Here is a 22370-nt window from a genome sequence, read left to right as displayed (position 1 = left end):
TGGCGAACCGGGGTGGCGGTGTGACGGCGTACGCCGGATCGAGACTACCCCCACCCCGCTCCGCTTCGCGGATCGACCCTCCCCACAAGGGGGAGGGTGAAAGCTGATGGGCGCCTACATACTGCGCCGTATCCTGCTGATGATACCGACCCTGTTCGGCATCATGGCGGTTGCTTTCGTCGTCACTCAATTCGCACCGGGTGGACCGGTCGAGCAGGTCATTGCCAGCCTGACCAACCAGGGCGGCAACGATCGGCTCGGCAGTGGCGGCGGCGATGCAGGAGGTGGCGGCAATTTCGATGTGGCCGGCGATGTCGGTTCGAAGTACCGCGGCGCGCAAGGGCTCGATCCTGAATTCATCAAGAAGCTGGAAAAGCAGTTCGGCTTCGACAAACCGCCTCTCGAACGCTTCGGCATGATGCTGTGGAACTACGCGCGCTTCGATTTCGGCGACAGCTATTTCCGTGACATTTCGGTACTCAACCTGATCCTGGAGAAGATGCCGGTTTCAATCTCGCTCGGGCTGTGGATCACGCTGCTCTCCTATCTGATTTCGATTCCCCTTGGCATCCGCAAAGCGGTCAAGGACGGCTCCGCCTTCGACATCTGGACCAGCGGCGTGATCATCGTCGGCTATGCCATACCGGCCTTCCTGTTCGGCATATTGCTGATGGTGCTTTTCGCCGGCGGCTCGTTCTGGGACTGGTTCCCACTGCGTGGCATCGTCTCCGACAATTGGGACCAATTGTCGTGGCCTGACAAGATCGTCGATTATTTCTGGCACATGACCTTGCCGCTGACGGCGCTGGTGCTGTCGGCCTTCGCGACGACGACGCTGCTGACCAAGAACTCCTTCCTGGAAGAGATACGCAAACAGTATGTGGTGACGGCCCGTGCCAAGGGCCTGTCGGAGCGGCGGGTGCTTTACGGACATGTGTTCCGCAACGCAATGCTGATCGTCATTGCCGGCTTTCCAGCGGCCTTCATCTCGGCCTTCTTCACCGGCTCGCTTTTGATCGAGAACATCTTTTCCCTCGACGGTCTCGGGCTGCTCGGTTTCAGGTCCGTGTTGGCGCGCGACTATCCGGTCGTGTTCGCCAACCTCTATATATTTTCGCTGCTTGGCCTGTTCGTGACGCTGTTGTCCGACCTGATCTACACATGGGTCGATCCGCGCATCGATTTCGAGCGGAGAGACGTCTGATGACGCAGGCTGCAGCCGAGATCACACCGACAAGGATCGCCCGCCCCTGGCTGTCGCCGCTCAACAAGCGGCGCTGGCAGAACTTCAAGGCCAACAGGCGCGGCTACTGGTCGTTGTGGATATTCCTCGCTCTGTTCGTGCTGTCGCTGTTTGCCGAACTGATCGCCAACGACAGACCGATCGTCGCCTACTACAAAGGCGAGATCCTCTTCCCGGTGGCGGTCGCCTACCCCGAGGAAAAATTCGGCGGCTTCTACGCCGTCACCGACTATCGCGACCCGGTCATCCGCGACGAGATTAACGCCAATGGCTGGATGATCTGGCCGCCAATCCGCTATTCCTACCGCACCGTCAACAATGCGATCCCCGACGCCGCTCCCGCAAAACCGTCATGGGAATACGACGCGCAGAGGCGATGCAGCCAATATCCGCAAGGCGCTGCCGATCCTGACTGCATTGTCGGCAACTGGAACTGGCTGGGTACCGACGACCAGGCGCGCGACGTGCTGGCGCGCATCATCTACGGGTTCAGGATTTCCGTGCTGTTCGGGTTGATCCTGACCGCGGGTTCGTCGGTTATCGGCGTCGCCGCCGGCGCGCTGCAAGGGTATTTCGGCGGCTGGACCGACCTTCTCTTTCAACGCTTCATAGAAATCTGGTCGGCGATACCGCTGCTGTATCTGCTGCTGATCGTCGCCGCCATCCTGCCGCCGGGCTTCTTCATCCTGCTTGGGCTGATGCTGCTCTTCTCCTGGACGTCGCTTGTCAGCGTGGTGCGCGCCGAATTCCTGCGCGCGCGCAACTTCGAATATGTCAACGCGGCCCGCGCGCTTGGTGTGTCCAACCGCACCATCATGCTGCGCCATCTTCTGCCCAATGCCATGGTGGCGACGCTGACCTTCATGCCTTTTCTGGTCAGCGCCTCGATCTCGACACTGACCTCGCTCGACTATCTCGGCTTCGGCCTGCCGCCCGGCACCGCGTCGCTCGGCGAACTGCTAAAACAGGCGCAGAGTAACCTCAATGCCCCCTGGCTCGGTATATCGGGCTTCATCGTCATCTCGCTGATGCTGTCGCTGTTGGTGTTCATCGGTGAAGCAACGCGCGATGCTTTCGACCCGCGCAAGGCGTTCCGATGAGCAGCGAACTCCTGCTCTCCGTCCGCGATCTCAGCGTTGCCTTCACCCAAGGCGGCAACGAGTCGACCGCCGTCGACCACATCTCCTTCGATCTCGCCAAGGGCGAGACGGTGGCGCTTGTGGGCGAATCCGGTTCCGGCAAATCGGTCTCGGCGCTGTCGGTGCTGAAGCTTCTGCCCTACCCGACGGCCAGCCATCCCTCGGGCAAGATCCTGTTCCAGGGCGCCGACCTTTTGGCGATGAACGAAAAGCAGTTGCGCAGCGTGCGCGGCAACAAGATCACCATGATCTTCCAGGAGCCGATGACCTCGCTCAATCCGCTGCACACGATCGAGCAGCAGATCGTCGAGATCCTGGCGCTGCATCAGGGCATGGGCGACCGCCAGGCCAAGGCGCGCACGCTGGCGCTGCTCAACGAGGTCGGCATTCGCGAACCGGAAAAGCGGCTCGACGCCTATCCGCACCAGCTGTCCGGCGGCCAACGCCAGCGCGTCATGATCGCCATGGCGCTGGCCAACGAGCCTGAACTGCTGATCGCCGACGAGCCGACGACGGCGCTCGACGTCACTGTCCAGGCGCAGATCCTCGAATTGCTGGCGGGGCTGAAGAGCCGCAAGGGCATGTCAATGCTGTTCATCACCCATGATCTCGGCATTGTCAGAAAGATCGCCGACCGCGTCTGCGTGATGACCAAAGGCAAGATCGTCGAGACCGGGCCGACCAGGGACATCTTCGCCAACCCGCAGCACGCTTATACCAAGCACCTCCTGGCCGCCGAGCCGAAGGGCAAGCCGCCGGCCGCCAACGACGCCGCCAAACCGGTTATGACCGGCAAGGACATCAAGGTTTGGTTCCCGATCAAAAAGGGTTTCTTTCGCACCACCGTCGACAATGTGAAGGCTGTTGACGGAATCGACGTCACCGTACGCGCCGGCCAGACGCTAGGCGTCGTCGGCGAATCCGGCTCCGGCAAGACGACGCTCGGGCTGGCGCTGGCGCGGATGATCTCATCGACCGGCACCATCCAGTTCAATGGCAGCGACATCAACCAGCTTTCCTTCAACGCCATGCGGCCGCTGCGCCGCGAGTTGCAGATCGTTTTCCAGGACCCGTTCGGCTCGCTTAGCCCGCGCATGTCGGTCTCGGAGATCATCGAGGAAGGCTTGAAGATCCACGAGCCGAAGCTGTCGCCCGATCAACGCGACGACAAGGTCGTCGCCGTGCTGAAGGAGGTCGGGCTCGATCCGGCGACCAGGAACCGCTATCCGCATGAATTCTCCGGCGGCCAGCGCCAGCGCGTCGCCATTGCGCGCGCCATGGTGCTCAATCCACGCTTCGTCATGCTGGACGAACCGACCTCGGCGCTCGACATGAGCGTGCAGGCGCAAGTGGTCGACCTCTTACGCAATCTGCAGGCCAGGCACGACCTTGCCTATCTGTTCATCAGCCACGATCTGAAAGTCATTCGCGCCCTTGCCAATGACGTCATCGTCATGCGCAATGGCAAGATCGTCGAAGCCGGCCCTTCCGAACAGATTTTCGAGCGGCCGCAGACCGACTATACGAAGGCGCTGATCTCGGCCGCGTTCAAGATCGAGACGGCGCCGGTCGGTATCGTCAGCGAATAACAGGGAATACAATCCGCAAATGGAAAAAGGCAAAATCCTGCTTGCCGTCACCGGCTTTCATCCGCAGCGCTGGCGCGAGCTGCTGTCGGCCGAGCGCGAAGTGGTGCTGGAGCCGGACGGCGCTTCGGATCCGTCGATCACCTATGCGGTGGTGTGGAAGCAGAAGCCGAACCTACTGAAATCGCTGCCCAATCTGCGCGCAATCTTCTCGATCGGCGCCGGCGTCGACCACATCTTCGCCGATCCCGGCCTGCCCGATGTGCCGATCGTCAAAGTGGTCGCCGAGAACCTGACGCAGTACATGACCGAATATGTCGTCTGGCGCGTGCTCGACCATCACCGCCAGGGCATGCTCTATCGTGCGCAGCAGCCGAAGAAGACCTGGCACGAACCGCCGCAGCGGCCGGCCGGTGACATCTCGGTCGGCATTATGGGGCTCGGCAATCTCGGCCGCGCGGCGGCATCGGTGCTGTTGTCGCTCGGCTTTGCCGTCAATGGCTGGTCGCGGAGCGACAAGGCCATGAAAGGCGTTGCGACCTATGCCGGAGAGGCCGGGCTGATCCCCTTCCTCAACGCCACCGACATACTGGTGGTGCTGTTGCCGCTGACGCCGGACACGCACGGCATCATCAATTACGGCGTGCTGAAGGAATTGCGCAAGCGAAACGGCCTCGGCGGCTCGGTGCTGATCAATGCCGGGCGCGGCCGGCTGCAGAAGGACGCCGACATCTTGCGAGCGCTGGACGACGGCACGCTGAAGGAGGCGAGCCTCGACGTGTTCGAGGTCGAGCCGCTGCCGAAGACCAGTCCGCTTTGGAGTCACCCGAAAGTGTTCGTGACGCCGCACGCGGCGGCGACCTCCGACCCTGTCCACCTGGCGCCGAGCATGTTGCGGCAGATGGATGCCTTCGAGCGCGGCGAAAAGCTTGATAACGTGGTCGACCGCAAGGCGGGGTACTGAGGAAGTTCAGGTTCAGCTCGGCAGGGTGAACTTCTTCTGTTTGTTGGGCTTGCCGCAGTCGCGGCGGACGATCGAGCGGTTCATGGCGTCGATCTTGCCACTTGCCAGATCAGTATCGCGCTTGCTTTTGGAGCGCATATCCGGCGTGAACGGGCCGAAGCCCATCGCCGGATTGGAGAAGCTCGGCTTGGCGTCCGTCGACAGATGGTATTGCTGCGCCAGTTCGTTGCGCTGCGCCAGCAACTGGTCGCAAGGCACGTTGTCATATTGCAGCGACGATTGTACGTCCTGGTCCTGCCGCTCCGACATCGAGCTGCTGCAGCCGGCCATCGCCAGGCAGGACGCCAAGACCATCATGTTCCAGCGCATGTGTTCCTCCTCAATGCCTGCCGAGGGCTTTTCTCGGCTTGTATCCTACCTGATGCCGCGCGAGCCGCAAAAATCCTATTCACGTTTTCGAACAAGACGAGACATCAACCCTTGGACGAGGGCACCGCCAGCGCGGCAAGCCCGCCGACCGGCTGGCGGCGATCCCAGCGGATGACGGTCGGCTGCATCGACAGCACCGACAGGCCGTTTGCGGCAAGCACCCGCTCGACATAGGCTTGAGAATGGGCGTAGCGACGAGACGGCTGCAGCGCAAAACCGGCGTCGCCGCCCGCCCCGCCCTTGGCTGGCGTTTCGACGGAAAAGGCAAACAGGCCATTGGTGGCCAGAATGCCGGCGACGGTCTTCACCACGCGATCGAGCGCGCCGACATAGATGAACACGTCGGCCGCCACCACCAGATCGGCTTTCGGCCCGGCATAGGCAAAATGCTGCAGATCGGCCTTGGCGAGCAGGTCGTAGACGCCCTTGGAGCGGGCCTTTTTCAGCATGGCGGCGGAGATATCGTAGCCCTCCAGCCGTTCGGCGACCGGCCGCAGTTTCTCGCCCATCAGACCGGTGCCGCAACCGAGATCGAGCGCCAGCGAAAAGCGGCCCGGTCTTGCCGCGCGAATGGCGCGATCGAGAAACTCCGGCAGCCGGTAGCCGAGCTTGTCGACCAGCGAGTCCTCGAAAGTCTCGGCATAGTGGTCGAACAGCGTCTCGACGAAGGCGCTGGGTGGCGCTGCGGCAGCCGGCGCCTTGCCGATGAGTTGCAGCTTCAGCGCAGCACCCAGGCGATCCGCCGGGTCCAGTTTCAGCGCCGTCGCCCAGGCTTGAGCCGCCACGTCGAGCCGCTCGGCTGTCTCCTGCATCTCGCCAAGACGGAACCAGCCCGCCGCCCATTGCGGCGCCAGTTCCAGCGCGCCGAGCAGCAGCTCCGCCGCTGCCGCGTGCTCGCCCGAGCCGAAAAGCATCTCGGCATAGTCGGCGCGACGGTCGGCGGTCAGGTCGCCGGACGAGATTTTCAGCGGTTGCATGGCGATGGCCCCGCCGGCTGATGCGGCCGGTGGCTGGCTGTAGGCCGAGTCAGCAGTCTCTTGCAACAGGCTTCCCGCGCTGGAATTAGCCACTATCTTGACTGGATGCGCGCCAGCGACCTGCTCCATCCCCGGCCTGAAGGCCTTTATTGCCCATCCGGCGATTTCTTCATCGACCCGGTGCGGCCAGTCGACCGGGCGTTGATCACGCATGGCCATTCCGACCATGCCCGATCCGGCCATCGTTCGGTGCTGGCGACGCAGCAGACGCTCGACATTATGGGGTTGCGTTATGGCGAGGATTTTGCCGGGACAACGCAAGCGGCCGTGCTTGGCGAAGCGATGGCGCTGAACAATGTCAGCGTCACCTTCCATCCGGCCGGCCATGTGCTGGGCTCGGCGCAGATCGCGGTCGAGCACAAGGGCAGGCGCATCGTCGCCTCCGGCGACTACAAGCGCCAGAAGGACGCGACCTGCGCACCGTTCGAACCGGTCCAATGCGATGTGTTCATCACCGAGGCGACCTTCGGCCTGCCGGTGTTTCACCATCCGCCCGACACGGAGGAGATCGCCCGGCTGCTCAAATCGGCGGCGCAGTTTCCCGAGCGATCGCATCTGGTCGGCGCCTATGCGCTGGGCAAGGCACAGCGGGTGATGCGGCTGCTGCGCGATGCCGGTTATGACAGACCGATCTATATCCACGGCGCGCTGGCCAAGCTCAGCGAATATTACCAGAGCCAGGGCATCGACCTCGGCACGCTGGAGCCGGCAACCGTCGACAGCGGCGGCAAGCAGGATTTCACCGGGGCCATCGTTGTCGGCCCTCCATCGGCCTTCGCCGACCGCTGGGCGCGGCGCTTTCCCGACCCGATCTCATGCTTCGCCTCGGGCTGGATGCGCATCCGCCAGCGCGCCAAGCAAGGCGGCGTCGAACTGCCGCTGATCATTTCCGACCATGCCGACTGGGATGAACTGACCGCTACCGTCAAGGAGACGGGCGCCGGCGAAATCTGGGTGACGCACGGCCGCGAGGAAGCGCTGGTGCGCTGGTGCGAGCTGGAAGGCATCGCCGCCAGGCCACTGCACCTTGTGGGCTATGAGGACGAGGGCGATTGATGGTGATTTTTGATCCAGAAATCGCCGGCGCGGCGATCCTTCCCACCCCCCTCTGGCCTGCCGGCCATCTCCCCCGCAAGGGGGGAGATCAGATGTCACCTCCGCTTTCGCCAATCGCCAACCTCGCAAGATGGGCGGCAAGATCAAGGCTGCCAATCTCCCCCCTTGCGGGGGAGATGTCCAGCAGGACAGAGGGGGGTGTGCCAGAGCGCAAACCTCTGCCGTCAACGCGGTCCTTGCATCCATGAACCGCTTTGCCGAACTCCTCGACCGCTTGGTGCTGACGCCGTCGCGCAATGGCAAGCTGACGCTGCTCGTCGACTATTTCCGCAGCGTCGAGGACCCCGACCGCGGGCTGGCGCTGGCGGCGATCACCGGCGACCTCAACATTGCGGCGGTCAAGCCGGCGATGCTGCGCACGCTGGTCACCGAGCGCATGGATCCGGTGCTGTTCGGCTATTCCTACGACTATGTCGGCGACCTCGCTGAAACCGTGTCGCTGGTCTGGCCGCAAACGCCGGGACATATCCCCAACCGGGAGCCGACGCTTGGCGACGTCGTGACAAAGCTGCAGGCGGCGAGCCGCTCGGACGGACCCAAGGTGCTGGCCGGGCTGCTCGACAGCGCCGGCATTTCGGCGCGCTTTGCCATCATCAAGCTGGTCACCGGCGGCTTGCGCATCGGCGTTTCGGCGCGGCTGGCCAAACAGGCGCTGGCCGATTTCGGCAAGGTCGATGTCGCCGAGATCGAGGAGCTGTGGCACGGGCTGACGCCGCCCTATATCTCGCTGTTCGCGTGGCTGGAAGGCAAGGCCGAGAAGCCGAAGCGGACCGCACTTGCCCTGTTCAGTCCGGTGATGCTGTCGAACCCAGTCGGCGACGGCGACCTCGAAAAGCTCGATCCGGCCGCCTATGCCGCGGAATGGAAATGGGACGGCATCCGCGTTCAGGCGGTGTGCGAGGGCGGCGTGCGCCGGCTCTATTCGCGCACCGGCGACGATGTGTCCGGCGCATTCCCCGATCTCGCCCAGGCGATGAATTTTTCCGCCGCGCTCGACGGCGAATTGCTGGTCGGCGAGCCCGCGGCGACCGGCACGTTTTCGGACCTGCAACAGCGGCTCAATCGCAAGAGCGTGGCCCCGAAGATACAGCAGCAATACCCGGCCTTCATGCGCTGCTACGATGCGCTGCAGATCAACGGCGAAGATTTGCGCGCGCTACCTTTCCGCGAGCGGCGGGCCCGTCTTGAGGCCTTCATCACAACGCTGGACCCGCACCGTTTCGATCTGTCGCCATTCGTCGAATTCCGGGATTGGCAAACGCTGGAGGAACTGCGCCGCGCGCCGCCGCACCCGATTATCGAAGGCGTGATGCTGAAGCGCTGGGATTCGCCCTATCTCGCGGGACGGCCGAAAGGGCCGTGGTTCAAGTGGAAGCGCGATCCGCACACGGTCGATGCTGTGCTGATGTATGCGCAGCGCGGCCATGGCAAGCGGTCGAGCTTTTATTCCGACTATACGTTCGGCGTCTGGTCGGGGCCGGAAGGCGCGGAGGAATTGGTGCCGGTCGGCAAGGCCTATTTCGGCTTCACCGACGAGGAGTTGAAGCAGATCGACAAATTTGTCCGCGACAATACGGTCGAGCGTTTCGGCCCGGTGCGCTCGGTGCGCGCCGACCGCAGCCAAGGCCTGGTGCTGGAGGTGGCGTTCGAAGGTCTCAACCGTTCGACCCGCCACAAATCCGGCGTTGCGATGCGATTTCCCCGCATCTCACGGCTGCGCTGGGACAAGCCGACCGCCGAAGCCGACCGCATCGAGACGCTGCAGGCGCTGCTTGATCGCTAGGCGGCGCTTACGGTTCGATCGAAACGCGGATCTCGTAGATGTCGACCGCCTTGCCCTGCTTGTCGAAGTCGGAGTTGATGGCGATGCTGCCGGCCGCGCCCGGGGGCTTGTCGGGGAATTTCACGTCGAACAGATATTCGTTACGCTGCTGGCCGACCGCATAGCGCTTGCGGCCGCAGTCGCCGAGATCGCCGAAATTGCAGTCGACGGAGATCTGCGTGTCCTTGCCGTCCTCGGCGCGGGCGACGATGTCGAACACGGCATGTTTGCCGGCAAGCTTCTCCAGCACGCCCTGCCCGACATCGAAGCTGATGGCCGAGCCGGAAGCACCGGAGCGGATGCGCAGGAAGGAGCCGGTGTCGTCCTGCACGACATCGGCCTTGGCGTCGGACGGGGTCGCCACATGCGTTGGATCGGTGGGTGTAAACACGTTGATCCAGTCGCGCGTCTGTTCGGCGACACCAGGCTGCTGCGGCGCGCCAGGCTGCTGCGGCTCAGTTGTATCGGCAGGCGGCGTGAAGTCGTCATCGTCGACGGTCGGCGGCGCTTCGGGCGGCGCCGTGTCGAGCTGCGCCGGCGTCTTGAAGACCCCGGTCTGCACGGCGAAATAGAGGCCGATGCCGGCGGCGGCGAGCAACGTCACGCCAAAGAAGATCGCCGTCAGCGGCAGGCGGCGGCCCCTTATCCGCCTTTCATCACGGTCAGGCGCCACTTCCGCCGCGGCCTCGGCCGGCGCGGAATCGGCCATATCGATCGCCGGGGCGCCGGGCAGCGTGGCGTCAGGCATGATGTCGGGGACGACCGGCAGCACGCGCGAACGCGGCGCGTCGGATGCCTCGGGCTGAACCGGTTCATCAACGACGATCGCCGGCGACGGTCCGGCCGCGACACCTGTCGGGGCATCGACCGCGGGCGCTTCGGCGGCGCCCTGTACGGCGTCTTGCGGCTGCGCAACGCGTTGCGTCAGCGCGGTATCTTGTGTCTGCGCAGCGCTCTGCGTCTGCGCGGCGACATCGGGGACCGCGGGCAGGAATTCGGATTCGATCTCGGCGATCTTTTCCTGCACCGCCTTACGGCGCTTGATGGCGGCTTCCACCGTCACGCCGGGATTGGCCTGGAGCACGCGGTCGAGCGCCGCGAAAGCCGACCGATAGACCCGCTCGCGAAATGCCCGGTCCTCGGCGTTGCCTTTCTCGAAGGCGTTGCGGATCGCTTTTTCGATCGCGTCCAAGCGAATTCCCCTGTCCGTTCGCTTACATTGCCATGATCGTTAGCCGCAGGCGACCAATCAATCAACGGGCGAGCGCCCGCATTCTGCCTTACAGGCCTGTTCAACGCCCATTTCGATGCCTTTTAGCAATAAAATCAGTCCGTTTGCCGCCTTGCCGGGCGATTTGCGCGCAGTCCGGCGCGACGTCTCCGCGTAATCGAAAAAGCAAACGAGGCGATGGCTTATTCCGCGCCAATGGAAAATGACGGGACGAATTGCCGGATCCAGCCTTGAAATCACGGTTGCCCATCTTGAATTAGCGGCCGGTTGAGTCTATCACCCAGCCGATCCTGGAGGCTTCGCGCTTCCTGGGCCGCTTTAGCTCAGTTGGTAGAGCACATCATTCGTAATGATGGGGTCAGGTGTTCGAGTCACCTAAGCGGCACCAGTTCTCCATCCGACGCAAGCGTGACGGCAGGTGCAAGGCTAATGCACGTCACTCCCTACGCCAACACCGGCACTTCCTGTCTGCCTCGTCGACATGCGCCATATGGCCGCCGCCACAGGATTGCGTCGTCAGACGCTTGACCATCGACTATGCTGCATCGCGCAAGATCGACAGCCTAGAGAACCCGACAATACAAGCATAATTTATAAGATACAAAACCACTATCTTAGAATAATCTTCGTCAATTTTGACCTATATCAGACACTACGGATTATAGTTGTGTAATTAAACCGTGCCTTTCTGACATGGTACTACTGCTCATGCAGCATTGCGGACGTGAAAAACCCTCAGCGACGCAACGCACTCGCAAATCATACCCATTTTTAGCACTAACTCACACAAATATTACAGCTCGATAGATATTTTGTGTTGCACTGCACCATTGCCCGGTTGCACCATTTCTTGGGGGATTTGGTACTGGGAAGTGCGCCGTGGAGGATTCCGCCAAGTTGATCAGCTTGAATTTTTCGCTGGCCAGCACCGATTTCGAGGCTGCCCCGCGCACAAGGCGCGGGTTTGATGTTGTCGGCGCACTCTCGACGCTGGCAGGCCTCGACCTGAGGCCCGGAATGCAGGGCCGCTGGCTTCATCGGAGATTTCAGACCGGCGGAAATGGCTGATGGCGGTCGCGCGTGACAATCAGTTGGACGCTCTGCGGGCCATCGCTGTCACGATGGTTCTCTATTCCCATTTCCTTGCACCCAACGGGTCCTCCTTTTGGGGCCACATCGGGGTGCGGCTTTTTTTTGTGCTGAGCGGCTTCCTGATCACACGACTGCTGCTCGAAGCGCGCGACGCGGCCGAATTCAAAGCCGGCCCTGCATTGAGTTCCTTCTACATCAGGCGCGCGCTGCGCATATTCCCGCCCTATTTCGCCGTGCTTGGGTTCGTCTGGCTGACCGATCTGGAGCAGTCCAGTGGATCGCTCGTCTGGCATGCGCTTTACCTGTCGAATTTTTGGTACGCGCTGCGCAACGAATGGACGCCCTGGCTACTCTGCCATTTCTGGAGCCTGAGCATCGAGGAGCAGTTCTATATCGCCTGGCCGCTGGTCGTGCTTCTCGCACCCCGCCGGCGGGTGGAAGCGATCACTATCGGCGTCATCCTGTTGTCGCTGGCCTATCGCTTCTACTGGCCGATCACCGCCACCCCGGCGCTAGCGCGCGACCTGCTGCCGCCAGCATCGATGGACGCGCTGGCGTTTGGTGCTTTGCTTGCCTGCCGGCGGACCAGAGGCGCCGGCCTGCCGCAATGGATGCGGCTAGGCTGGCCAGCCCTTGCGGCTGTCTTCCTGGCGATTGAGTGGCTTATCCCTGCGCCGGCCGATCCTATGCTGGAATGGGCCCGCTGGGCGTTGCTGCAGATCCTGCCCCTGGTGCCGCTGGTGGCCGTTGTCGCCGCCTGTTCAGCCGGCCTTGGCGGCGTCCTCGGCAGGGTTTTCGAACTGCCACCGCTGCTGTCACTGGGCCGCATCAGCTACGGCGTCTATCTTTACCATCCGATCCTTCTGTCGCTCGCCGTCAAGTCACAGCCCTGGATCCCGCTCAATGTCTCGGAGCAGGGGCCAGGGCGTTTCCTGGTCGCGAGCGCCGCCACGATCGCCGTCGCTTCGATCTCGTGGACGGCTTTCGAAAAGCCGCTCAACGGCCTCAAGCGCCGCTTCCCCTATGTAGCGCGCCGCCGCTCCCAGGCACGCTCTGGCGATGCCGGCTGGCTCGGCAGGGCGGCGGACGCCTATCCCGGCGGATCCCCCGATGGCCGCGCCGCACTCGAACTCCGGCGAACGGATGCGCAGAGATGACCACCGCGCCGCTCGTCTCCGTCCTGCTGCCGGTCTACAATGCCGGGCCTTATCTCACCGCTGCGCTGGAGAGCATTCTGCGGCAAGACTACGATCGCCTGGAGGTCATCGCTATCGATGACGGATCGACTGACAACTCGCTCGAGATTCTCGAACGATACCGCCGGGCAGACAATCGCGTTTCTGTCATCTCGCGTGAGAACCGCGGCCTCGTCGCCACCCTCAATGAAGGGCTACGACTGGCCCAGGGCGAGCTTGTTGCGCGAATGGATGCGGACGATGTCGCCTATCCCCGGCGCCTCTCGCGCCAGGTCGCACTGTTCGAGCGGCGGCCCGATCTCGGCTTCTGCGGCGCCTGCGTCGATACCTTGCTTCACGGCCGTATCGCCAAAGGCAGGCTAGACCCGGTGTTCCGGCTCGGCCGGCTCGACATATTGTCGATGTTCTTTACGATATTCTTACATCCGACGGTGATCTACAACAGGAATGTCATTGGGAACAACGATCTCTATTACGATCCCAAATATAGACATGCCGAGGATTTTGATCTCTTCAGACGGCTTGCCGGCCGTTTCCCGGCGACCATATTGCCCGATAGCCTGCTCGTCTATCGCATCCATGCGGGAAGCGTAACCATGCGGCATGCCAAGGAAATGCGCAGGACGCATTTGCGGATCGTGGCCGAAAATCTCGAGCGTGAGGGGCTTGCGGAAACCACAGCGGATCTGCGCGACATCGGCGAGGCCGTCTCTTTCGACACGGTTTCGCGCGCAGCCGATTTCATCCGTGCGCTCGAAGAGCGGATTTCCGAGCTGCCGACCGACACACGGCCAAGCTTCGAGGCAGGCGCGCTGAACCTGTTCTATTTCCTCTACCAACTCGTCGGCGACGAAGGAGAACCGCCGCTGACCCACGAATTGCTCACGCGGACGGCGAGATGGAATTTCATCCGGCGCCGCGAACAATATGCGCTGCGTCCCGGCGTCTGGGCGCCTTGGCTCAGCCTGCTCTCGATAAGGGCCGGAAAGCGGGCGGACGCGGTGGCCTACTTCTTCAAAACCACGCCGGCCGAAGCGGTGCTTGCGCGTTATCAGCGGGGACTGGTATGACCGACAGGCCCCACCCGCTCCTGCGCGATCACCAGTTTGCGAGTGCGCCGGTCCCGACATCTCCCCGATCGGAGCGGCCGTCGCTCGAGGTCAGTTTCATCGTCTGCACGCGCGACCGCGCCGCTGTGCTGGAGGCTTGCATAGCCTCGATCCAGGCCGCATGCCGGGTGCACGCCACCTTCGCGGCAGAGTTGGTGGTGGTCGATAATGGTTCACGGGACGGCACGTCAAAGCGGCTGGCCGCTATCGCCGAAACTTCCGACATCCCAGTCACAGCCGTCTCGGAGACTCGCCCCGGACTAGCCGCTGCCCGCAATGCCGGATTGGCGCGAGCGCGAGGCCGCGTGCTGGTCTTCGTCGACGACGACTGCAAGCTCGACCGCGACTATCTCCGCGACCTGGAGCGGCACTACCGGAGTGGCGAGAAGTGGCTGATCCGCGGCGGCCGGGTCGAACTCGGTGATGCCCGGGACCTGCCCTTCACCATAAAGCTCTGCGAGGCAAGCGAGCGGCTGACCCCGGCGGTCCACCCCGGCGGCTTCGTGCTCGGCTGCAACATGACCATGCACCGCGACGTCGCGGCCCGCATCGGGTCGTTCGACGAACGCTTCGGCGCTGGCGGCCCGCTACGCTCGGCTGAAGATACTGATTATCTCGTGCGGGCGATGCTGCTCGGCATGCCGGTCGAGTATGTGCCCGACATGACGGTCTTGCATCATCACGGCCGGCGAGACCGCAAATCGATCGACAGGCTGCACCGCGACTATAGCCTCGGTAATGGTGCGCTGTGCCTGAAACATGTCCGCCACGCCCCTTGGCTGCTTCGCCATGTCTATTGGTCCGCGCGGGCCGCGTTCAGGGAACTGGCGGGCCGTCCTCGCTTTGACCGCGACCTCGATCTGTCGCACTGGCCTATTGTCGTAATGAATCTGGCAGGTGCCGCCAGATTTGCGCTGCTCGTCATGATGGGATGGCCAAAACGGCTGCCGCTGCGCCACGACCGAGAAGCCAGCGAAGCCAATGCGGAGGCCAGAGCGCGATAATGTCACTGATTCCGTCAGCCCTGCCAATGCTGCGCCGCGCGCTTGGTGGCAGGCTGTTGCGGCTCGTTCCCGTCGTGGTGGGGCTCGGGCTTGCGGGCGCCGCGCTGGAAGGCCTCGGCATCGGTCTCATCATTCCGCTGCTCGGCATCATTATGGGACGTGGCGAAACATCAGGCATGGCCGGTTTCTCCGCCCTCCTCCAGCAGGTTGGAGCGGACCTCGGCGAGCGCCAGCGGCTGATCGCCATTTCGGCCGCGATCCTCGGTTCGATCGTACTGAAAAATGTCTTTGCCTTCGCCAACACTCTGCTGACCAGCTACATCTACGGCAAGGCAGGTTATTCGATCCGTAGCGCACTGTCGGAGCAGTTGCTCAGGGTCGGCTACCCCTTTTTCCTGCAGCAAAGCCCCGGGCGGCTGCTCAACATCATCTCCAACGAATCCTGGCGAGCATCCGACGCTATCCAGGCCCTGCTCGGCGCGATCGTCAGTGCCTCGGCCGCCGTCATCCTGCTCGCCTTCCTCCTGCTCCTCTCTTGGCAGATGACGCTGCTGGTGACTCTAGGGCTGGCGCTTGTCCAGCTGGCGCACGGGGTTTTGTCGTCCAATCTGAAGGCGCCGAGCCGCAGCGTCGTCTCGCGCAACAGCGCACTGGCGTCGCAGATGCTGCATCTGGTGCATGCCGGGCGCCTGATTCGCATCTTCGGGCAGGAGAACCGCGAAAAGGCGGTCTTCGCCAAAGCGTCCGACGGGGTGCGGCGGGCGGCTTTCGTGCTTTCAATCCGCCAGGGCGTCTTGCCGCCACTGACCGAGGTATTGCACGCAATGCTGTTCCTGGCGGTGGTGATCGGAGCCTGGCTGGCGAATGTAAGCTTCCCGCTGACCGTCGCCTTCCTCATCCTGCTCTACCGACTGCAGCCGCATATGCGGGCCTTGCAGATGTCCTGGAGTCAGTTGCAAGGCATGAGCGGCTCGCTGGAGGAGGTACAATGGCTGCTCGATCCTTCCGACAAGCCCGAGGCGCCGCAGGGCAGCCTGCCGTTCGACGGCTTGCGCCAAGGGATCAGCTTCGATGATGTGAGCTTCGCCTATTCCGGTCCCCTGTCAGGCCCCGACGCGCGCGAGGCGGTGCTGCATAAGGCGGTGTTCGATATCCGCAGCGGCCGCTCGACGGCGCTGATCGGCCGCTCGGGCGCCGGCAAGACGACGATCGTCAATCTCCTGTGCCGCTTCGTCAAACCCGACAGCGGCAGGATCCTCGTCGATGGGGCACCGCTCGATGAAGTGGACCCAAGCCAGTGGCGGCGGAACATTGCCCTGGCCAGTCAGGAGCTGGAACTGGTCGATGGCACCATTTTTGAAAACATTATCTACGGCTACGACACGGCGTCGGCCAGCGACGCCATGCGCGCCGCAAGGCTGGCCGAGGCACATCAATTCATCGAGCACCTGCCGCAGGGTTACGCGACGCTGGTCGGATACCGGGGCATCAACCTGTCAGCCGGACAAAGGCAAAGGATCGCCCTGGCGCGGGCGCTGGTGCGCGATCCCGATATTCTCATCCTCGACGAAGCCACCAGTGCGGTGGATGGGTTGTCAGAAGCCGCTATTGTCGAGACGCTGAAGTCGCGGGCCGGCCGCCGCACCACCATTGTCATCAGTCATCATTACAGCACCATATCGTTCTGCGACGACGTGGTGATCTTGAGCCGCGGTCGGGTGAAAAAACAGGCCCCCTTCGCAACCCTGGCAATGCTCAGCATGGACGAGCTTTACCAGCACGGAGCGGGTGAGTGATGGGGCGCACCCCAACCTGCGACGCGGCTTACGCCCGGCAGCTCGCAGATCGCGATCAATCCTGCCGGCAAACCACCGCCGCGACGCATTTCCGATTGTTCAAAAACAATTCTCGGTGAGAGGTCAGGCGGCCTTCTTCTTCGCCAGCCGCGCCTTGATCGAGGCGACGTCGGCGCGCGGCGTCGCGGCGAACAGCGTCCTGGTGTAGTTGTGCTTGGGGTCGGCGAAGACCTCCTCGCGCGAGCCGTATTCGACGGCTTCGCCGAAATACATCACCATCACATCGTCGGCGATGTAGCGCACGACCGACAGATCGTGGCTGATGAAGACATAGGTCAGCTGGAATTCGTCCTGCAGGTCGGCGAGCAGGTTGAGCACCTGCGCCTGCACCGAAAGATCGAGCGCGGAGACCGGTTCGTCAAGCACCAGCAGGCTCGGGTTCAGCATCAGCGCGCGGGCAATGGCGATGCGCTGGCGCTGGCCGCCCGAGAACATGTGAGGATAGCGATTGTAGTGCTCGGTTCCGAGGCCGACTTTCTTCAGCATCCTCATGGCGAGGTCGCGCCGCTCTTCGGCCGGCTTGTCGGTGTTGATGAGCAGCGGCTCGCCCAGCACATCTCCGATCTTTTGGCGCGGATTGAGCGATCCGTAAGGGTTCTGGAAGACGATCTGCACCTTGCGGCGCATCTCCCTGGTCAGGCCGTTCCTTGCGATGTCGACCTTGTTGCCGTCGATGAACAGTTCGCCCGACGTTGCCGGATCGATCAGCGTGATGATGCGCGCCAGCGTTGACTTGCCGCAGCCCGATTCACCGACGATGGCCAGCGTCTTGCCCTTGTCGACGCTGAACGAGACGCCCTTGACCGCATGCACGGTGCGCGCGCCGCGAAACAGGCCGCCGCCGACGTGATAGTCGCGCACGATGTCCTTGCCTTCGACGACCTTGATGCTCATCAGACGCCCCCGGCAGCCGGTTCGAACAGCATGTCCGAGACGGTCGGTAGCCGGTCGCCGACGGCATTTTCCGGCAGCGCCGACAAAAGCGCGCGGGTGTAATTGCTCTTCGGCGATTCAAACAGCGACAGCACGTCGGCCTCTTCCATCTTGCGGCCCTTGTACTGGACGATGACGCGGTCGGCGGTCTCGGCGACGACGCCCATATTGTGGGTGATCATGATCAGGCCCATGCCGTATTGGACCTGCAGCGAGACCAGCAGGTCGAGAATCTGCTTCTGGATGGTAACGTCGAGCGCGGTGGTCGGCTCGTCGGCGATCAGAAGCTTGGGATTGCAGGCGATGGCGATGGCGATCATCACCCGCTGGCACTGGCCGCCCGACATCTGGTGCGGGAACGAGTTCAGCCGTTCGGCCGGCTCGGCAATGCCGACCTGCGTCAGCAATTCGATGGCGCGCTCGCGACGCTGGGCCTTGTCCATGCCCATATGGAAGCGCAGCACTTCCTCGATCTGGAAGCCGACGGTGAAGCACGGATTGAGACTGGCCATCGGCTCCTGGAAGATCATCGACATGTCCTTGCCGACGATCTTGCGACGGTCGGCCGGGCTCATCTTCAGAAGATCGCGACCGTTGAAGCTCATCTGGTCGGCAGTGACCGTCGCCGTCCACGGCAACAGCCCCATCACAGCCAGCATCGACACCGACTTGCCGGAGCCGGATTCGCCGACGATGGCCAGCACTTCACGTTCGTTCACATGGAGCGAGACGCCATCGACCGCGCGGAACGGGCCGGATGCGGTCTGGAACTCGACGACGAGATTGCGGATGTCGAGCAGCGCCATTACGACCTCCTCAGCTTCGGATCGAGCGCATCGCGCAGACCGTCGCCGATCAGGTTGATGGCAAGCACGGTGATGAGGATGGCCAGACCGGGGAAGGTCACCACCCACCAGGCGCGCAGGATGAATTCACGCGCCGAGGCGAGCATGGTGCCCCATTCCGGCGTCGGCGGCTGGGCACCAAGGCCGAGAAAGCCGAGAGCGGCCGCCTCCAGGATGGCGTTGGAGAAGGACAGCGTGCCCTGGACGATCAGCGGCGCCAGGCAGTTGGGCAGGATGGTGCGCAGCATAAGCCTTATATGGCCGGCGCCGGCGACCTTGGCGGCGACCACATATTCGCGGCTCTTTTCGGCCATGACGGCAGCGCGCACCAGACGGGCAAAGTGGGGTTGCAGGACAAGCGCGATGGCCAGCATGGCGTTGAACAGGCCGGGGCCGAGGATGGTGACCAGAACCAGCGCCAAGAGCAGCGACGGGAAGGACAGGATCAGATCCATGACCCGCATGATCGCCACGTCGACCCAGCCCCGGAAATAGCCGGCCAAAAGGCCGAGCGTGATGCCGCCGACAAGCGCCAGCGTGACCACGACGGCGCCGATGAGCAGCGAGAAACGCGCGCCATAGAGCAGACGCGAGAGCATGTCGCGGCCGACCGCGTCGGTGCCAAGCAGATATTCCATGCTGCCGCCTGCCTGCCAGGCCGGCGGACGCAGGAAAGCTGTCTTGTCCTGGATGTCGGGCGCATAGGGTGCCAGCAGCGGTGCAAAGAGCGCGGCCAGCACCAAAAGGATGAAGACGAACAGGCCGATGACGGCGCCGCGGTTTACCGAGAAATAGTGCCAGAAGGTCCTGAAGCCGGTCAGACGGTCAGGGTTGCCGGCGGCCATCGGGGCGATTTCGGTCGACTGGCTCATCACGCCGCCCTGATGCGCGGGTTGATGACGGCATAAAGCACGTCGACGATCAGGTTCACCGCCATGACGATAAGGGCGATCAGCAGCAAGCCTGACTGCACGACGACATAGTCGCGCTTGGATATGGATTCGACCATCCACTTGCCGATGCCCGGCCAGGCGAAGATGGTTTCTGTGAGAATGGCGCCGGCGAGCAGGGTACTGACCTGCAGGCCGATGGTGGTGACCACCGGGATCAGCGCATTGCGCAGCGCATGCACGCCGATGACGCGGGACGACGACAGGCCCTTGGCGCGGGCGGTCCGCACATAGTCTTCGCCCAGCACTTCGAGCATGGCCGAGCGCGTCTGGCGCGCGATCACCGCCAGCGGGATGGTGCCGAGCACAATTGTCGGCAGCACCAGGTGACTCAATGCCGAGCGGAAAGCATCCCACTTGCCGTAGAGCAGGCTGTCGAGGGTCAAGAAGCCGGTGATCGGCTTGATAAAGAACTGAAGGCCGATGCGGCCTGAAACCGGGGTCCAGCCGAGATAGCCGGAGAAAAAGATGATCAGCAGCAGGCCCCACCAGAAGATCGGCATGGAATAGCCGACGAGGGCGGTGCCCATAAGCCCCTGGTCGAACCAGGAGCCGCGTTTGACCGCAGCAATGATGCCGGCCGGTATGGCCAGCACCATGGCGAAGATCATGGCGAAGACGGAGAGCTCGATGGTTGCCGGGAACAGCGTCATGAAATCTTCGATGACCGGCCGCTTGGACGAAATCGACACGCCGAAATTACCGGTCGCGGCATCGCGGACATAATGCGCGTATTGCTCCCAGATCGGCAAATTGTAGCCGAACTGTTCCTTCAGTTCCGCGTAACGCTCGGGCGACACGCCATGCTCGCCGGCCATGGCAAGAATGGGATCGCCGGGCAGCAGCCTGACGAAAGCGAAGGCGCAGATGGTGATGCCGATCAGCGTCGGCAGCACCAAGACGATTTTATTTAGGAGATATCGGAGCATCTTGAAAAGCGGGCGGCGCCTGATTGCGCGCCGCCCGCCTAACAGTTCTATTCGGCCTTGTCGACGCCGTCGAAGCGATGAATGCCGAGCGGGTCCATCATGAAGCCGCTGACATTCTTGCGCACGACTGCGTAGACTTGGCTGTGTGCCATGAGGAAGGCCGGAGCCTGCTTCTGGAAGACAACCTGCGCCTCTTCATAGAGCTTGGTGCGTTCGGCCTGGTCGCTGGTCTTCTTGGCCTTCTGGATCAGATCCTCGAAGTCCTTGTCGCACCAGCTGGAGTAGTTCGACACGCCGATAGCCGAGCAGGCGAACAGCGTGGCGAAGAAATTGTCCGGATCGCCATTGTCACCGGTCCAGCCGATCTGGAAGGCGCCCGGGCGTTCCTTCTTCTTGCCTTCTTCGCGGTACTTCGTCCACTCGTAGCTGACGATTTCCGCCTTGACGCCGACCTTGGCCCAGTCAGCCTGGATCAGTTCGGCGGCGCGCTGGAAGTTCGGGTTGTAGGGACGGACGCGGTCGGAGGCCCAAAGCTGGATCTCCTTCAATCCGGCATCGGCCAGCACCTTCTTGGCGGCTTCCGGATCATAGGCGTCGGACTTCACGTCCTTGTTCCACGACCACATGGTCGGCGGGATCAAGTTTACGGCCGGCGTGGCGCCAGCGTCCTGGAACAGCGACTTGATGAGCGATTCCCGATCGATCGCCTGGTTGAGCGCATGGCGCACTTCAGGCTTGTCGAGCGGCGGGATGGTGGTGTTGTAGCTCATATAGCCGATGTTGAGGCCAGCCTGATCCATCAGGGTCACGTCGGCGTTGGCCTTGATCGTGCCGATGTCGGCAGGATTCGGATAGGGCGCGATATCGCATTCGCCGGCGAGCACCTTCTGGATGCGGGCGGTGGCGTCAGGCGTGATCGCGAAGACGAGATCGTCGATCTTTTCCTTGCCCTTGAAGTAGTCCGGGTTGGCCGCATAGCGGATGACCGAATCCAGCTGGTAGTCGACGAACTGGAACGGACCTGTACCGACCGGCTTGGTCGAGAAGTCGGCCATCTTGCCGTCTTTTTCCAGCTGGTCGGCATATTCCTTCGACACGATCGAGGCGAAGTCCATGCCGAGATTGGCCAGCATCGGCGCGTTCGGCTCGGTCAGCGTCAGCTTCACGGTCAGGTCATCGACCTTTTCCCACTTGGCGACGTATTTCGGCATGTCCATGCCGGTGTAGTAGTCCCAGGTCAGGTTCGGCAGGTACTTCTCGCCGTTCCAGGGGTTTTCCTTGTTGAACTGGCGATCGAACGAAAAGACGACGTCGTCGGCATTGAAATCACGCGTCGGCTTGAAGAAATCCGTCGTCTGGAACTTCACGCCCGGATGCAGGTGGAAAGTATAGACCAGACCGTCGTCCGAAATCTCCCATTTGTCGGCGAGACCGGGCACAACTTCGGTGCCGCCATGCTTGAACTCGACCAGGCGCGAATAGACGGTGCGCGACGAGGCGTCGAAGTCGTTGCCGCCCGTCGTGGTACCCGGGTCGAAGTTGGCCGGCGAGGCCTCCGAGCAATAGACCAGCGTCTTGGCATTGGCCACACCGCCGAGGACGCTTGCAGCCAGCAACGCGGCTGCAAAAGTCAGTTTCTTTCTCATTGAGCACTCCCTGATGTTCTTCCAAGCCCCTCTATAGGCTCGCGAAGCGCGCATATAAGCACCGTTTTTCCGGCTTTGGAACACCCTGTTTGCCTACCCCACCGTAAGCAGAAAATATTTCTCGGTCTTTGACGAACTGCAGAAACAAATAGCAAAATCTGCTAATCACGGGATTGTTAACGACCGCATTTTTTCATTGATCGCAGCAATCCTAAGCCAAAAATCCACAAGCCTGGGTTTCGC

General features: G+C 62.6%; 20 protein-coding genes and 1 tRNA gene. 12 read left to right on the top strand and 9 right to left on the bottom strand.

The genetic code is table 11. The features are described from left to right. The first annotated feature begins 106 nt into the window (after positions 1 to 106). Genes AC3CCE_RS16055 through AC3CCE_RS16040 form a run of 4 tightly spaced genes read left to right on the top strand, consistent with a single transcriptional unit; the run spans position 107 to position 4932 of the window. Complete coding sequence (locus AC3CCE_RS16055; RefSeq protein ID WP_023688770.1) at positions 107 to 1204, top strand: microcin C ABC transporter permease YejB; 1098 nt, start codon at positions 107 to 109, stop codon at positions 1202 to 1204. After that, positions 1204 to 2343: an ABC transporter permease gene (locus AC3CCE_RS16050; RefSeq protein ID WP_023682037.1), complete on the top strand. Its 1140-nt coding sequence runs from the start codon at positions 1204 to 1206 to the stop codon at positions 2341 to 2343. The genes AC3CCE_RS16055 and AC3CCE_RS16050 overlap by 1 nt, the downstream gene beginning before the upstream one ends. Beyond that, positions 2340 to 3971 carry an ABC transporter ATP-binding protein gene (locus AC3CCE_RS16045; RefSeq protein WP_023688772.1) on the top strand — a complete coding sequence of 544 codons (1632 nt, stop codon included), beginning with the start codon at positions 2340 to 2342 and terminating at the stop codon, positions 3969 to 3971. The genes AC3CCE_RS16050 and AC3CCE_RS16045 overlap by 4 nt, the downstream gene beginning before the upstream one ends. Positions 3972 to 3990: 19 nt before the next feature. Next, positions 3991 to 4932 carry a 2-hydroxyacid dehydrogenase gene (locus tag AC3CCE_RS16040; protein ID WP_023696755.1) on the top strand — a complete coding sequence of 314 codons (942 nt, stop codon included), beginning with the start codon at positions 3991 to 3993 and terminating at the stop codon, positions 4930 to 4932. A 12-nt stretch (positions 4933 to 4944) separates the two neighbouring features. Here the strand turns inward: AC3CCE_RS16040 and AC3CCE_RS16035 are convergent, their stop codons facing one another. Both AC3CCE_RS16035 and AC3CCE_RS16030 read right to left on the bottom strand, forming a co-directional pair. Then, complete coding sequence (locus AC3CCE_RS16035; RefSeq protein ID WP_023725789.1) at positions 4945 to 5301, bottom strand: hypothetical protein; 357 nt, start codon at positions 5299 to 5301, stop codon at positions 4945 to 4947. Positions 5302 to 5405: 104 nt separating this feature from the next. Continuing rightward, on the bottom strand, positions 5406 to 6338 hold the full coding sequence (locus AC3CCE_RS16030) for a class I SAM-dependent DNA methyltransferase (protein ID WP_023725790.1): 933 nt from the start codon (positions 6336 to 6338) through the stop codon (positions 5406 to 5408). 105 nt (positions 6339 to 6443) lie between these two features. Here AC3CCE_RS16030 and AC3CCE_RS16025 point away from each other — a divergent pair, with 105 nt between their 5' ends. Next, positions 6444 to 7454 carry a ligase-associated DNA damage response exonuclease gene (locus AC3CCE_RS16025; RefSeq protein ID WP_023725791.1) on the top strand — a complete coding sequence of 337 codons (1011 nt, stop codon included), beginning with the start codon at positions 6444 to 6446 and terminating at the stop codon, positions 7452 to 7454. 244 nt (positions 7455 to 7698) lie between these two features. Beyond that, complete coding sequence (locus tag AC3CCE_RS16020; protein WP_023738162.1) at positions 7699 to 9297, top strand: cisplatin damage response ATP-dependent DNA ligase; 1599 nt, start codon at positions 7699 to 7701, stop codon at positions 9295 to 9297. 7 nt (positions 9298 to 9304) lie between these two features. On the opposite strand, the gene AC3CCE_RS16015 is transcribed toward AC3CCE_RS16020, so the two are convergent. After that, positions 9305 to 10528 (bottom strand): hypothetical protein, encoded by a 1224-nt coding sequence (locus tag AC3CCE_RS16015; protein ID WP_023669501.1) that lies wholly within the window; start codon positions 10526 to 10528, stop codon positions 9305 to 9307. Between the two features lie 57 nt (positions 10529 to 10585). Beyond that, the gene (locus AC3CCE_RS16010) at positions 10586 to 10807 is read right to left on the bottom strand and encodes a hypothetical protein (RefSeq protein WP_155921595.1); all 222 of its coding nucleotides are present in this window, start codon (positions 10805 to 10807) and stop codon (positions 10586 to 10588) included. 72 nt (positions 10808 to 10879) lie between these two features. On the opposite strand from AC3CCE_RS16010, the gene AC3CCE_RS16005 reads away from it, so the two are divergent. The 6 genes from AC3CCE_RS16005 (at position 10880) to AC3CCE_RS15980 (ending at position 16764) form a co-directional block, all read left to right on the top strand. After that, a tRNA-Thr gene (locus AC3CCE_RS16005) sits at positions 10880 to 10955 on the top strand. Between the two features lie 491 nt (positions 10956 to 11446). Continuing rightward, positions 11447 to 11635: a hypothetical protein gene (locus tag AC3CCE_RS16000; RefSeq protein WP_023682045.1), complete on the top strand. Its 189-nt coding sequence runs from the start codon at positions 11447 to 11449 to the stop codon at positions 11633 to 11635. Then, a complete protein-coding gene (locus AC3CCE_RS15995) occupies positions 11635 to 12816 on the top strand; it encodes an acyltransferase family protein (RefSeq protein ID WP_352623964.1) in 1182 nt (393 codons plus the stop codon). Before AC3CCE_RS16000 ends, AC3CCE_RS15995 begins: the two co-directional genes overlap by 1 nt. After that, a complete protein-coding gene (locus AC3CCE_RS15990; RefSeq protein WP_023669498.1) occupies positions 12813 to 13925 on the top strand; it encodes a glycosyltransferase family 2 protein in 1113 nt (370 codons plus the stop codon). Before AC3CCE_RS15995 ends, AC3CCE_RS15990 begins: the two co-directional genes overlap by 4 nt. Then, positions 13922 to 14968, top strand: coding sequence for a glycosyltransferase family 2 protein (locus AC3CCE_RS15985; protein WP_023682048.1), 1047 nt, complete (start codon positions 13922 to 13924; stop codon positions 14966 to 14968). The genes AC3CCE_RS15990 and AC3CCE_RS15985 overlap by 4 nt, the downstream gene beginning before the upstream one ends. Continuing rightward, the gene (locus AC3CCE_RS15980; protein ID WP_027049321.1) at positions 14968 to 16764 is read left to right on the top strand and encodes an ABC transporter ATP-binding protein; all 1797 of its coding nucleotides are present in this window, start codon (positions 14968 to 14970) and stop codon (positions 16762 to 16764) included. Before AC3CCE_RS15985 ends, AC3CCE_RS15980 begins: the two co-directional genes overlap by 1 nt. Positions 16765 to 16887: 123 nt before the next feature. Here the strand turns inward: AC3CCE_RS15980 and AC3CCE_RS15975 are convergent, their stop codons facing one another. From AC3CCE_RS15975 to AC3CCE_RS15955, 5 genes are read right to left on the bottom strand one after another with little or no spacing between them, the layout of a single operon-like run. After that, positions 16888 to 17718: a dipeptide ABC transporter ATP-binding protein gene (locus AC3CCE_RS15975; protein ID WP_023682050.1), complete on the bottom strand. Its 831-nt coding sequence runs from the start codon at positions 17716 to 17718 to the stop codon at positions 16888 to 16890. Beyond that, positions 17718 to 18563, bottom strand: a complete 846-nt coding sequence (locus tag AC3CCE_RS15970) for an ABC transporter ATP-binding protein (protein ID WP_352623967.1) — start codon at positions 18561 to 18563, stop codon at positions 17718 to 17720. Before AC3CCE_RS15970 ends, AC3CCE_RS15975 begins: the two co-directional genes overlap by 1 nt. Next, complete coding sequence (locus AC3CCE_RS15965; protein WP_050485757.1) at positions 18563 to 19447, bottom strand: ABC transporter permease subunit; 885 nt, start codon at positions 19445 to 19447, stop codon at positions 18563 to 18565. Before AC3CCE_RS15965 ends, AC3CCE_RS15970 begins: the two co-directional genes overlap by 1 nt. A 26-nt stretch (positions 19448 to 19473) precedes the next feature. Continuing rightward, positions 19474 to 20481, bottom strand: coding sequence for an ABC transporter permease subunit (locus AC3CCE_RS15960; RefSeq protein ID WP_023703511.1), 1008 nt, complete (start codon positions 20479 to 20481; stop codon positions 19474 to 19476). Positions 20482 to 20528: 47 nt separating this feature from the next. Beyond that, a complete protein-coding gene (locus tag AC3CCE_RS15955; RefSeq protein ID WP_352623969.1) occupies positions 20529 to 22127 on the bottom strand; it encodes an ABC transporter substrate-binding protein in 1599 nt (532 codons plus the stop codon). Positions 22128 to 22370: the final 243 nt, after the last annotated feature.

The organism is Mesorhizobium sp. P160187 (assembly GCF_057766425.1).
The sequence above is the reverse complement of the archived record's forward strand: the minus strand, read 5'-3'. Positions and strand labels throughout refer to the sequence as shown.